Genomic DNA, 13,239 nt, shown 5'->3' with positions numbered 1-13,239 from the left:
TGTACTGATGTTTTTCGTAATAAGAGAATGTTTAAGTTTGGTGATGTAATTGAAGTGAATTAGAGGGGGAATAAAAATAATTATCTCTTCCTAACTTAATTATATCATGTAAATCACGTTCAAAATAGACTGTTTATTCTCATTTACTACTGCTACAATCAATAGCACATGAACAGTAAGGAGAGGTGCCGAATGAGTTCTTTCGTTCTCGATTTTCAGGAAATAGAAAAAACACAGCTTTCGCTCGTTGGCGGAAAAGGATTGAATTTAGGGGAATTATCAAATATTCAAGGGATACAAGTGCCAGAAGGGTTTTGTGTTACAACGATAGGGTATGAAAAAGCCATCGAACAAAATGAAGCGTTTCAAGCTTTGTTGAGTCAATTAGCAATGTTAAAAATTGAAGACCGGGCTCAAATTGCTGAAATCAGTAAGAAGATTAGAGAAACCATTATGGAAGTAGAAATCCCTTTTGATGTAGTGGAAGCGGTGGCTCATTATCTCTCTCGTTTTGGAAATGAACATGCTTATGCAGTGCGTTCTAGCGCTACTGCTGAAGATTTACCATATGCCTCATTTGCTGGTCAACAAGATACGTATTTAAATATCATCGGAAAAGAAGCAATCTTGCAGCATGTAAGAAAGTGCTGGGCTTCTTTATTTACAGATCGAGCAGTCATTTACCGCATGCAAAATGGTTTTGAACATAGCCAAGTTTCTATATGTGTTGTCGTTCAAAGAATGGTTTTCCCGCAGGCTTCGGGAATTTTATTTACTGCTGACCCGATTACTTGTAATCGAAAGGTGTTATCGATCGATGCCAGTTTTGGACTTGGCGAGGCATTAGTATCAGGACTGGTCTCTGCCGATAATTATAAAGTAAAAGAAGGCGAAATCGCCGAGAAGATGATCGCAACTAAAAAATTGGCTATCTATGCCTTCAAAGAGGGCGGAACAGAGACGAAACAAATCAATCTCGCTCAGCAAAAGATTCAAACGCTTACGGAACAACAAATAGTACAACTAGCACAGATTGGAAGACAGATCGAAGCTTATTTTGGCTGCCCACAAGATATTGAATGGTGTTTAGTTAATGACACATTTTATATTGTTCAAAGCAGGCCAATCACGACTTTATATCCAATTCCAGAAGCAAATGATCAGGAAAATCATGTGTATGTATCGGTTGGTCACCAACAAATGATGACCGATCCTTTGAAGCCGTTAGGAATGTCTTTATTCCAGTTAACATCCTTTGGACCGAGGTTTCAAGCTGGAGGAAGGCTGTTTGTTGATGTTGCACAAAGATTGGCGTCGCCTGCTAGTAGAGAACTTTTATTAAATACAATAGGGAACTCGGAGCCGCTTATTAAAGATGCATTAACGACTGTAATAGAGCGAGATAATTTTATCAAATTGTTACCGGATGATGAAAAAGAAAAGAGTCTTGGTAAAAGTATGCCACCTGCAAGTTCACAACCACAAATCGAAAGCGATCCGGCAATCGTTATGGATTTAATAAAGAATAGTCAAGCATCGATCGAAGAGTTAAAACAAAATATTCAAACGAAATCAGGGCTGGATGTACTTGATTTTATTTTAGAAGATATCCAGCAATTAAAGAAAATATTATTTCACCCGCAAAGTATGGCTGTCCTTATGGCAGGTATGAATGCTTCATCATGGATCAATGAAAAGATGGAGCAATGGCTAGGTGAAAAAAACGTAGCAGACACACTTTCACAATCTGTACAAAACAATATTACGTCGGAAATGGGTCTAGCATTATTGGATGTTGCAGATGTGATTCGGCCATATCCAGAAGTCATTGCGTATTTACAGCATATAGAAGATGACAGTTTTTTAGATGAGCTAGTTAAGTTTGAAGGCGGGGATAAAGCACAAGATGCAATCTATGCTTTTCTGAATAAATACGGAATGAGATGTAGCGGAGAAATCGATATCACAAAAACGCGCTGGAGTGAAAAGCCAACTACAATTATCCCGATGATTTTAAATAACATAAGAGATTTTGAAACTGGTGCTAGTAAACGGAAATTTGAAGCAGGGCTGCAGGAAGCTTTGAAAAAAGAAGAAGAGTTATTAGAGCGATTGCAGCACTTGCCGGATGGTAAACAAAAAATAGAAGAGACGAAGCGAATGATTAGTAACATCCGGAATTTTATCGGTTATCGTGAATATCCAAAGTACGGCATGATTAATCGCTATTTCATATATAAGCAGGCAATATTAAAAGAAGCCGAGCAACTCTTGCAAAATAACGTTATTCATGAAATAGAAGATATATACTATCTGACTTTGGAAGAACTTCACGAAGTTGTCCGTACAAATAAACTAGATTACAAAGTCATCAATAATCGGAAAAATGAGTTCAAATTATATGAAAAACTAACACCTCCACGTGTTATTACGTCTGATGGAGAAATCATTACAGGGAAGTATAAACGAGAAAACCTTCCGGCCGAAGCAATTGTAGGTCTACCTGTTTCTTCAGGAGTTATAGAGGGGAGAGCTCGCGTTATTTTAAATATGGAAGATGCGAATTTAGAAGATGGAGATATATTAGTTACAGCATTTACTGATCCTGGCTGGACACCGTTATTTGTGTCTATAAAAGGGTTAGTCACCGAAGTTGGCGGACTGATGACACATGGAGCAGTTATTGCACGTGAATATGGATTACCAGCAGTCGTCGGAGTAGAGAATGCTACAAAACTAATAAAAGACGGGCAACGAATTCGGGTACATGGAACAGAAGGGTATATTGAGATACTGTAGTTGTATTTTAGATAAATAAAGAAATCGTCCACTAAATATAGTGGACGATTTCTTTATGATTTTAAGCCAACTGCTATCACCTGAAACTGAAGATCAAAATAAAAATGAGCATATGGATTGGATTTCTTTGGATGTCCTTGTCGTAGAAGAAAACATACATGCCACGATTCTAATTCACATGCAAGAAGCAACCATAAATATCGATGAATCAGAATGTACACCAATCTAAAACAAAGAATATTTTCAAAAATATTACAAATTAAGACAGTATATTGCAAATTATTAGAATTTTCTTTATTATAAGGACGTTGGGAAACATTTAAGATTGGGGAGGAATAGGGATGAAGAAAAAGCCTTTTAAAGTGCTGTCTACGCTTGCGGCGACAGCTGTGCTTAGTTGCACATTTGGATTTGGTAGTCAATCTGTTTATGCGGCAACGCCGCCTAATGTAGGAGCTTTAAGTCCAATTGATGAAAATTTAATTCCAGAGGAGCGTTTAGCAGATGCGCTCAAGAAACGCGGTGTAATTAGTGAATCTACGTCGAAAGCAGACACATTAAAAGCTGTTGAAAAATACGTAGAGAAGAAAAAAGGCGAAAATGCTGGAAAAGAACCAGCAGCGGGGGACAGTGTTACGAGAGAAGCTTCTGACTTTTTAAAAAAAGTTAAAGATGCAAAAGCAGATACGAAAGCAAAAGCTGATCAACCTGTTAGTGGCCCGGTAGCTGGACAAGAGCCGGTTAAAGGGGGATTAAACGGCAAAGTACCAACTAATTCAGCGAAGCAAAAACAATATAACGGTGATGTTCGTAAAGATAAAGTTCTTGTATTGCTAGTAGAGTTTGCTGACTTTAAGCACAACAATATTGATCAAGTACCAGGTTATATGTATTCAAATGATTTTAATCCAGAACATTATCAAAAAATGTTATTTGGTAATGAGCCGTTTACACTCTTTGATGGTTCAAAAGTCCCAACATTTAAACAATATTATGAAGAGCAATCTGGTGGTAGTTATACAGTCGATGGGACAGTAACAAAGTGGTTGACAGTTCCAGGTACAGCAGCGGATTATGGTGCAGATGCAGGAGATGGCGGTCATGATAATAAAGGACCAAAAGGACCTCGTGATTTTGTAAAAGAGGCATTAAATGCAGCTGTAGAAAGTGGTATTGATTTATCTGAATTTGACCAATACGATCAATATGACAATAATGGTGATGGCAATAAAAACGAATCAGATGGTCTTATTGATCACTTAATGGTTATTCACGCTGGAGTTGGGCAAGATGGAGGCGGCGGTAGACTAGGTGATGATGCAATTTGGTCACATCGCTGGAACCTTGGAACACCATATCCAATTGAAGGAACAAAAGCAAAGGTTGATAACTGGGGCGGCAAAATGGCAGCATACGATTACACAATTGAGCCAGAAGACGGAGCAGTTGGTGTATTCGCACATGAATTTGGTCATGATTTAGGTCTTCCAGATGAGTATGATACGAAGTATTCAGGAGCAGGTGAGCCAATTAACTCTTGGTCTGTTATGAGTGGCGGCAGCTGGGCTGGTAAAATTGCAGGTTCAACGCCACCAAGTTTCTCTCCACAAAACAAAGAGTTCTTTCAAAAGAATATGGGTGGAAACTGGGCAAATATTGTAGAGGTTGACTATGATAAATTAAATCGCGGTATCGGTCTTGCGACGTACTTAGATCAAAGTGTAACGAAATCAGCTCGTCCTGGTCTGATTCGCGTTAACTTACCAGATAAAGATGTAAAAGGTATTCAGCCTGCATTCGGTAAGAAATATTACTATAGTACAAAAGGCGATGATATTCATACAACAATAGAAACACCAGTGTTTGATTTAACAAATGCAACACTGGCGAAGTTTGATTACAAATCATTGTATGAAATTGAAACAGGTTATGACTTCCTTGAAGTACATGCAGTGACAGAGGATGATAAGAAAACGTTAGTGGATCGAATTGGCGAAAAGAATGTGAAAAATGGTCTAGACACAACGGATGGTAAATGGGTAGATAAGTCATATGACTTAAGCCAATTTAAAGGTCAAAAAGTAAAACTAGTATTCGAATACATTACAGATGGTGGTTTAGCACCGAACGGTTTTACTCTTGATAACGCTACATTAACTGTAGATGGAAATGTTGTGTTCTCTGATGATGCAGAAGGCGAAGCGAAATTAAAATTAAATGGTTTCGTTACAGCAAACGGTTTTGATAAGAAGAAACATAACTACTATTTAGAGTGGAGAAACCACGCTGGTGCTGATCAAGCGTTAAAATATAGCAGTGGTGTACCGTATAATACAGGTCTTGTTGTATGGTATGCAGACTCTAGCTTTACAGATAATTGGGTTGGTATGCATCCAGGCGAAGGTTTCTTAGGGGTTGTTGACTCTCACCCAGAGGCAATTGTTGGAACGCTAAACGGCAAACCAACTGTTAAAAATAGTACACGATACCAAATCGCAGATGCTGCGTTCTCCTTTAACCAAACGCCAGCATGGAAAGTTGTATCTCCAACACGCGGAACATATGATTACAAAGGGTTACCAGGTGTAACGAAGTTTGATGATTCTAAATCGTATATGAACGATTTAATCCCAGATGCAGGACGTAAATTACCGAAGCTTGGATTGAAATTTGAAGTAGTTGGACAAGCAGATGATAATACTGCAGGTGCAGTTCGTTTATATCGTTAATAATGGAGAAGCTGTTGAAGAGGATTCCTTTCAACAGCTTTTTTCATAGGAACATAAATTTCAAGTTATTAATAATAATAGTAACTACTCAGCCATATATTTCATTTAGAAGTTTGTTGATGTTCAGATTGATTAAAGCATGTTTCTATGCAGGCAAGCTTATTTTTTTAAGCCAGCTGCATAAAAAGGTCCATGAACTGCGATTGTTGATAAAATACGAGCAATTTCCTCAGGTGTTTCTTTTTGTCCATTATTTAACCATTGCTGAATGACACCTATATGAGCAGATGCCATATAAGAAGCTAAGTATTGGCTTGGAACGAGTAAATGTTCCTTATTAATAAGAGCGCCATTCGTATCTTCAAATAGTGTTTTCCACATAAAGTCTTTCAATTTTGTTTGGAAAGATAAATCTCCTTTTGGGCTTAGTACAGCTTTCATAAAATCACTATTTTCATTTAGAAATTCAAGGATAGAAGTGATAAGTACAAACGGCGTTGTTGGAGAAGGATTTGATCCAAGTTCAGCAATAACTTCCGGAAATTTCTGTTTGGCGATGCTAGAAAACTCATACATAATTTCTTCTTGGCATTTTGTCATTAAATCAAATTTATCTTGATAGTGTGCATAAAAAGTACCACGGTTTATGTTTGCTTTCGTAGTAATATCTTTCACTGTAATGGCGTCAAAACCTTTTTCCTCAATTAACTCCACCAATGCATTTCGTATGGCAGTTTTCGTACGAATAACACGTAAATCTAAATTACTATCGCGCAAAGCATGTCCCTCCTTAATTTTTTCCAACACATTTAAAGAAAGTGTCTTATAACCGACACATTCACGAATTTTGATTATTGTATAAGGTTTAACTTAAACATATGATTCAAAATATAAATAAACAACACGTTGTTGGCTATTATAAATCAAATTAAAGGAGGAGAAAAGAAAATGTTTAAAAACAAACTTTTATTGTTATCACCAGTTATTGCACTACTTGTTGTTTTCATTTTTTCATTAACATTATTCCCGACAGTTCAACCTCAGCCGAAAAACTTGCCAATTGCAATTGTAAATGAAGATCAAGGAGTAGAAATTCCGAATCAACCTAAAATGAATATGGGGCAAACAATTGTTGATACGATGAAAAACAAATCGAAATCAGATGAAGAACCTGCGGTGAAATGGGTAGAAGTAAAAAATAAAGAAGCCGTTCAAAAAGGTTTAAATAATAAAGAATATTATGCGGCATTAGTCATTCCGAAAGAATTCAGTGCAAAACAAGCATCATTACGAACATCACAGCCATCTTCACCAGAGGTAGAAATATTCATAAATCAAGGAATGAATACAGCGGCATCAACTATGGCGGGGCAAATATTAAATGGTGTAGTTGATAATATGAACAATACTGTTCGTACTGAACTATTAGACGGATTGAAAGCAAAAGGAGCTACTTTAACAGCTGATCAAGCTTCAAATTTAGTAACACCTATTGCGAAGAAAGTGACAAATGTGAATGAAATTGGCAAAAATAGTGCGAACGGTAATTCACCAGTATCTTTATTCCAACCGCTATGGATTGCAAGTTTAGCTAGTGCAGCGATTATCTTTATTGCGATTAGCAAAATGCCGGTAGGTACAAGAAAAGAAAACTTTGTATTAAAACTAAAACAAATATTAGCTGGAGCTATCGCGGCGCTTGTAATTGGATTTGGTCTTACATGGATTGCAGATGGAATGGTAGGATTAAATATTTCGAATGTAACGGATACGGCGTTGTTCTTATCTATTACAGCGTTTAGTTTCTTCTTAATGATTTCTGCAGTGCTTTCATTAGTTGGACTAAATGGAATCGGATTATTTGCACTCTTACTATTCTTCGGAGCACCGTTATTATCATTAGCACCTGAAATGTTGTCTCCGTTTTATCAAGATTGGATTTACTCATGGTTACCAATGAAATTTATGATCGAAGGACTTAGAGAAATATTCTTCTTCGGAAAAGGGTTAAGCTGGAGTACACCTGTTACTGTGCTTGTTTGGATTGGTGTGGTAAGTATGGTTATCGTTTTAATAACGGCTTTCAAGCGTAGTGCAATAAAGGAACATAAAACTGAATTAAGCGCTTAAAAGGTAAAGAACGTTTCACTTGTAGTGAAGCGTTTTTTTTGATGAATTCATTATGAATTGATAAGAAAATTAAGCAGCGATAGATAGGCTTTTTCAATATTTTAAAGGTGATTGAAGAAATAGTATTTGCGGTTCTTTTTTGTATACATGCTCCTACTATTTCAAAGTGCATAAAATGTTATGCGAAATTATGGAGGGGATACGATGTATAATTCGAATTATCAAGATTGGTATAGGCAGAATGATAAGTTGATAAGTGATATTGAAAAAGCTATAAACGGAGAGTTTACTGCCATAAATTGCTATGCTAAATTAGCTAACATGGCTCCAAATCAAGTAGAACAAAAACAAATTCTTGAAATCCGTAATGATGAAATAAGGCATTTTCAAAATTTTGTACAAATCTATACGAATTTAACTGGCAGGCAGCCGAAACCGCAGATCAATGAAGGATGTCCTAATACTTACTTACAAGGATTAGAATTCGCTATACAAGATGAGCAAAAGACTGTAGATTTTTATTTAGAAATTTCAGATGAAACATCAGATGCATCTATGAAAGATTTGTTGCGGAGAATAGCTGCAGATGAACAAAATCATGCGGTATGGTTTTTATATTACTTTGTGAAGTCGAAGTGAGCATTAAGAATGAATGGCTGATGTGGTGAATATATTAGGAATTATTTTAAAACGCAGTGCAACAATTGAATAAGATATTTAAATGTAAGCAGAAGGAAACCGTTTCGCTAGTAGTGGAGCGGTTTTTTATGATGAAATAGAAGTTACATAGGTATCGACAAAATAGAGTAATCAAATTTGATATATAATGTATGAAACAAAAATGAAAATAAAAATAAATAAGCTAGGAGCAAACATATGAAAAGAGGAATTACAGTAGATATTCTAGATGGATATGATAATTTACTTTGGAAAGTGTTAAAGCCAATTGATATTACTGCATTTGATTGGCAAGCCGTGGGAAGGGAGGAAGCTTATATAATAGTAGGGAATGGATTAGGTCCAGAATTATTTTCAGAAGATAACGAGATCATGGAAGGATCAGAATTAAAAAAACAAATAAAAGATAACATATATTATCTTTTATTTGTAGACTTAAAAGCATATCCAAAAGGGGAAGTACTAGGAGAAATTGAAACATATGAAGAATTTAAGGAGAGTAAGTGTGAAGTAGTCGTATTAGTAGCCGATGGTGATTACATACAAATTTATGCGAAAAAACAAGAAGAGATTGAAATGATGTATGAAAACGCACTGAATCAAGGATTTTATGTAGAATATATTACAGATGAAAATGATGGAAGGACTCGTATGTCAGTATGGTAGTAATTTGAAAGGGGAACAGCAATATGGAGAGAAATATTAGTAAAGAATATACAATTCGAATTGCTACTGAAAATGAAAGTGATAGTATTATAATTCTATTAAAAGAAGTAGCACAATGGCTACAACATAAAGAAGTGGATCAGTGGCAGTATCTTTTAGGAGAGGAAGCTACGGCTGAAATACTAGAATGTATAAGAGAGAAATATACATATGTTGTTATGAAAGAAGATGAAATAGTTGGTACAGTTACAGTTTCTCCTAAACAAAATGAATGGGATGAACATATTTTTGGTAAAGAGGAAGTTTCTAATTCATTATATATTCATAGATTTGCGGTAAAACGGAAGTATAAGGGGAATGGAATAGGAGAATGGATTTTGCATTGGGTAGAAGAGAATGTGCAAAGTGATAAAGAGTATTTGAAGTTAGATTGTGTTGGGCATAACCAACTGTTGAATGATTTTTATAAGCGATGCGGCTTAGAATATATTGGTAGTACAGATGGGCTTAGTAAATTTCAAAAGAGAAGGAGAAAGTGAATGAATCCAATTAACGTAAGTTTAGTTGAGAAGTTAATACAGGAACAGTTTCCTGAATGGGCACATTTAGAAGTGAAGCCTGTAAAGCTTAGCGGGCATGATAATAGAACGTTTCATTTAGGAGATCAGATGAGTATGAGATTACCAAGTGATGCAGCATATGCACCGCAAGTAGAGAAAGAAAATATTTGGCTTCCTATATTAAGTAAGGGACTTTCTTTACAAATTTCTGCACCTATTGCGAAAGGGAATCCATCTGAAGAATATCCGTGGCCTTGGTCTATTAATAAGTGGATAGAAGGGGAGACCGTTACGAAAGAAAATGTTCGTGACTTAGATGAGTTTGCGGCGGACTTAGGTTCATTTCTAGTAGAATTACAATCAATTGATACGAGTAACGGACCAATAGCTGGAGCGCATAATTTTTACCGTGGCGGGCTTATATCTGTATACGATAAAGAGGCGAGAGCAGCCATTGAAAATAATAAGGATGTTTTTGATGAGACATCATTAAAGCATCTTTGGAATTTAGCACTTAGATCAACATGGGACCATAAACCAGTTTGGGTCCATGGTGATGTTGCACCGGGTAACTTACTTGTTAAAGATGGAAAGCTTTGTGCCGTAATTGATTTTGGTATTTTAGGAGTAGGAGATCCTGCTTGTGATGCAGCGATGGCATGGACATTTTTTGATAAGAATAGTAGAAAGATATTTAAAAAAGTACTACGTATGGATGAAGAAACGTGGAATAGAGCGAGAGGATGGGCGCTTTGGAAGGCGTTAATTACATATGATGCGAATAGGGATAGTAATGAGAAAGTAGCCGAAGAATCGTATCGTGTGATTCAAGTGATTGTGGATGATTATGAGAGGTAATAGATACTTAAAGCTTTTTTACCCATTTGGTTATAACTGTTCTCAAATCGGGATTTTACCATTGGTTGGTCTTTTTTACCGTCTAATGGGTCATTTATGATCAGTTATAACTTTTTTGTACCTAGTAATTCTCGTCTATTTATTCTGATGAACATAAAAGACGACTCTTATATATATTAGTCGTTGACTATTTTAAGTTTTATGTATAGAATCTTAATTAGAATTTTATTCGCAAACTCACACACATGTATGTGAGCGGCGGAATTTTGTAGAGTTTAACTCTGTTTCATTCGCCCGTTGTCTATGTATAGACAACGGGCGTTTTTTATTTTCGAAGGAGGAATTTTTTGGAAAAACTAAAGTTTTCATTATTAGTGTTATTAGGTGCCTGTAGCTATGGTGTCCTTTCATCTATTCTAAAAGTTGGATTTTTAAATGGATTTTCTTTTGATGAATTATTAGGTGGACAATATGTATTTGGATGGTTGGGACTACTAGTACTTGTTCTCTTATTTTCCCGTCATAAAGTATCAAGAAAAAATATATTTCTATTGTTAGTTGTTGGGACAACTATGAGCGTAACGAGTATTTTTTATGGGTATTCAGTAAAAGAATTACCAGCATCAATCGCTGTTATCTTATTATTTCAATCCACATGGATTGGTGTGCTTATTGAAGCTGTTGTTAGTAAAACTTTCCCAAGCCGTGAAAAACTATTATCGATTCTGGTTCTGTTTATAGGAACTTTGTTTGCTAGTGGTATGCTTGAAGGCTTAGGACAACATTTATCTGTAAAAGGAATTATTTATGGATTACTAGCAGCTATAGTTTTTGCCTTATATATATTTGCAAGCGGACGTGTAGCTACAACTGTACCAACCTATTCTAAAAGTTTTCTCATGACAACAGGTGCTACACTCCTTGTTTGTTTCATATATCCTCCTAATTTTTTAATAGATGGTACATTACAAGCAGGTTTATGGAAATATACTTTTTTCCTAGGTTTATTTGGGGTAGTTATACCGGTTATTTGTTTCTCGCTGGGTGTACCAAAAGTCGGTACAGGTCTTGGAACAATTTTAGGGGCAGCCGAACTACCAGTAGCTATCATTGCTTCTATAACACTTGTACATGAAAAAGTATCGCTTTTACAATGGTTTGGGGTTTTGGGTATTTTGATTGGAGTTTTTATACCTCAAGTGCTAGTTTTACAAAAAGAGAAGAGAGAAACTATGAACAAGGGTGTATCATAGCATAAGATTAACTCATTATTAAGCAAATATGTTGACCCTATTTGCACTAAGTTAACCACCGTAACAAAAACGACCGTTTATGGTATTTTACTTATTTCTATCCGGATAGAGAAAAATACTATTCAAATTCAGTTTCAAAACTCATTACCAAAAATAAACGCTCCTAACATATTAGTCATATATAATATGTTAGAAGCGTGATATTTCAAGTGTTTTTTGGATTTAGGTCTTGATAATCCTACTATTACAATATGCTTTTGGAAAATTGTATATGCGGAGAGTACAAATTAAGACGGATGCCCGAAACGAAAAAGCACAAAGAGCAATTGAAAGACTCGGCGCAGTAAAAGAGGGGGTACTTAGAAACGAAAGAAAATTGCCGAGTGGACATGTTAGAGATGCAGTTGTATACAGTGTTATTGCAAGTGAATGGCCAGTTGTAAAAGAACGGTTATTAGAAAAATTAGAGTCGTATAAAGAAAAACGATAATTCATATTAAGAAAGGTGTATTGATCGTCAAGATGAAAAATATACCTTTTTTCTTACAAAATGATTACTTCTTTTATTTACTTTTGTTTCATCATTCCATTATGATAAAAAATTCGTTACAATGTAGTTGTATGGTAATAAACTTATAAATTACACAAATGTAATGAAACCGCAAACGAAAAATGAATTGATAATCCTCAATTTTAAATGAAAACCCTTTAATGAATATATATGACAAGAAAAATTCCTTCTTTTAAACAAATTCAAACAAAATGATTTGATATATACGTTTTTATATAGAAGTATGGATGATGTACGGAGGCAGTTTAAATGAAAGAAAATAAGAAAAGTAAGAAAAGAAGAATCTTGCAAGTATTCTTGCTTATGATTTGTTCTATTATTTTATATGTAAGTTATGCAGCTTACGATATTTGGAGTTATCGCTTTAAAACAGATGATGGTGTGAAGACAGATGCTGGTATTGTGCTGGGAGCAGCTTCATGGAACGGAAAACCATCTCCTGTATTTAAAGAAAGAATTAATCATGCAATTTCCTTATATAAGAATGGTAATATTAAAAAGATTATTTTCACAGGTGGTACAAAGTTTGAGGCAGAGCTTGAGGAAGCGCGTACTGCTAGAGTGTATGCACTGAAACATGGTGTAAAAGATGAGGATATTTTAATTGAAACAAAATCTCTTTTCACAGAAGAGAATTTAAAGAATGCAAAGCAAGTTGGAATAGAGAACGGAATACACACATATACGATCGTGAGTGATCCACTTCATATGAAACGTGCGATGAAAATTGCAAAACATCTTAAAATTGAAGCGTATGCATCACCAACTCCAACGTCAGCGTATAAAACGTTAGATACAGAAATCCCTTTCTTTTTTAAAGAATTATGCTCGTATATTGGATATGTAACCTCTTTGCCATTAAAGGCATTGAAAGGGGATTAATATAAGAAAAGAACCTATCCTTTCATATAGGAACTTTTCTTATTGTTCAAAAGCATTGTATTTTTATCGGAATAGTGAAACAGTAGAGAAGTAACTTCATATAATCATAATGA

Annotated in this window: 11 protein-coding genes and 1 pseudogene; 11 read left to right on the top strand and 1 reads right to left on the bottom strand. The window is 35.4% G+C overall.

The window, feature by feature from the left end:
- Positions 1-192: 192 nt before the first annotated feature.
- The 3 genes from ppsA to EXW56_RS14850 all read left to right on the top strand — a co-directional run bounded on the left by ppsA (position 193) and on the right by EXW56_RS14850 (position 5,528).
- Positions 193-2,799: a phosphoenolpyruvate synthase gene (ppsA, locus tag EXW56_RS14860; RefSeq protein ID WP_215596706.1), complete on the top strand. Its 2,607-nt coding sequence runs from the start codon at positions 193-195 to the stop codon at positions 2,797-2,799.
- A 55-nt stretch (positions 2,800-2,854) separates the two neighbouring features.
- Positions 2,855-3,028, top strand: coding sequence for a hypothetical protein (locus EXW56_RS14855; RefSeq protein ID WP_157263604.1), 174 nt, complete (start codon positions 2,855-2,857; stop codon positions 3,026-3,028).
- Positions 3,029-3,140: 112 nt separating this feature from the next.
- Positions 3,141-5,528 carry an immune inhibitor A domain-containing protein gene (locus EXW56_RS14850; protein ID WP_215596705.1) on the top strand — a complete coding sequence of 796 codons (2,388 nt, stop codon included), beginning with the start codon at positions 3,141-3,143 and terminating at the stop codon, positions 5,526-5,528.
- 159 nt (positions 5,529-5,687) lie between these two features.
- Here EXW56_RS14850 and EXW56_RS14845 read toward each other — a convergent pair whose 3' ends face one another.
- Positions 5,688-6,305, bottom strand: coding sequence for a TetR/AcrR family transcriptional regulator (locus tag EXW56_RS14845; protein WP_286118816.1), 618 nt, complete (start codon positions 6,303-6,305; stop codon positions 5,688-5,690).
- 132 nt (positions 6,306-6,437) lie between these two features.
- On the opposite strand from EXW56_RS14845, the gene EXW56_RS14840 reads away from it, so the two are divergent.
- The 8 genes and pseudogenes from EXW56_RS14840 (at position 6,438) to EXW56_RS14805 (ending at position 13,126) form a co-directional block, all read left to right on the top strand.
- Positions 6,438-7,658, top strand: a complete 1,221-nt coding sequence (locus EXW56_RS14840; RefSeq protein WP_215597579.1) for a YhgE/Pip domain-containing protein — start codon at positions 6,438-6,440, stop codon at positions 7,656-7,658.
- 204 nt (positions 7,659-7,862) lie between these two features.
- Positions 7,863-8,297 (top strand): ferritin-like domain-containing protein, encoded by a 435-nt coding sequence (locus tag EXW56_RS14835; RefSeq protein WP_002200003.1) that lies wholly within the window; start codon positions 7,863-7,865, stop codon positions 8,295-8,297.
- 237 nt (positions 8,298-8,534) lie between these two features.
- On the top strand, positions 8,535-9,002 hold the full coding sequence (locus tag EXW56_RS14830) for a DUF2691 family protein (RefSeq protein ID WP_002110639.1): 468 nt from the start codon (positions 8,535-8,537) through the stop codon (positions 9,000-9,002).
- Between the two features lie 23 nt (positions 9,003-9,025).
- A complete protein-coding gene (locus tag EXW56_RS14825; RefSeq protein ID WP_215596703.1) occupies positions 9,026-9,541 on the top strand; it encodes a GNAT family N-acetyltransferase in 516 nt (171 codons plus the stop codon).
- Positions 9,542-10,420, top strand: a complete 879-nt coding sequence (locus EXW56_RS14820; protein ID WP_215596702.1) for an aminoglycoside phosphotransferase family protein — start codon at positions 9,542-9,544, stop codon at positions 10,418-10,420. It abuts the gene before it with no gap.
- Positions 10,421-10,767: 347 nt separating this feature from the next.
- Positions 10,768-11,673 (top strand): EamA family transporter, encoded by a 906-nt coding sequence (locus EXW56_RS14815; RefSeq protein ID WP_088078867.1) that lies wholly within the window; start codon positions 10,768-10,770, stop codon positions 11,671-11,673.
- A gap of 238 nt (positions 11,674-11,911) precedes the next feature.
- Positions 11,912-12,163: pseudogene (locus EXW56_RS14810) on the top strand (GNAT family N-acetyltransferase); the annotation flags it as partial.
- Positions 12,164-12,493: 330 nt separating this feature from the next.
- The gene (locus EXW56_RS14805) at positions 12,494-13,126 is read left to right on the top strand and encodes a YdcF family protein (RefSeq protein ID WP_002161257.1); all 633 of its coding nucleotides are present in this window, start codon (positions 12,494-12,496) and stop codon (positions 13,124-13,126) included.
- Positions 13,127-13,239 lie beyond the last annotated feature (113 nt).

The organism is Bacillus mycoides, from assembly GCF_018742245.1.
GTDB classification, from domain to species: Bacteria; Bacillota; Bacilli; order Bacillales; family Bacillaceae_G; genus Bacillus_A; species Bacillus_A cereus_U.
This window is presented reverse-complemented; position numbering and strand designations above follow the sequence as displayed.

Excerpts from the sequence above, each read along its gene's own strand:
- EXW56_RS14850 (WP_215596705.1), top strand. The coding sequence starts at position 3,141 with ATGAAGAAAAAGCCTTTTAAAGTGCTGTCTACGCTTGCGGCGACAGCT.
- EXW56_RS14830 (WP_002110639.1), top strand. The coding sequence starts at position 8,535 with ATGAAAAGAGGAATTACAGTAGATATTCTAGATGGATATGATAATTTA.
- EXW56_RS14820 (WP_215596702.1), top strand. The coding sequence starts at position 9,542 with ATGAATCCAATTAACGTAAGTTTAGTTGAGAAGTTAATACAGGAACAG.
- ppsA (WP_215596706.1), top strand. The coding sequence starts at position 193 with ATGAGTTCTTTCGTTCTCGATTTTCAGGAAATAGAAAAAACACAGCTT.
- EXW56_RS14835 (WP_002200003.1), top strand. The coding sequence starts at position 7,863 with ATGTATAATTCGAATTATCAAGATTGGTATAGGCAGAATGATAAGTTG.
- EXW56_RS14855 (WP_157263604.1), top strand. The coding sequence starts at position 2,855 with ATGATTTTAAGCCAACTGCTATCACCTGAAACTGAAGATCAAAATAAA.
- EXW56_RS14825 (WP_215596703.1), top strand. The coding sequence starts at position 9,026 with ATGGAGAGAAATATTAGTAAAGAATATACAATTCGAATTGCTACTGAA.
- EXW56_RS14805 (WP_002161257.1), top strand. The coding sequence starts at position 12,494 with ATGAAAGAAAATAAGAAAAGTAAGAAAAGAAGAATCTTGCAAGTATTC.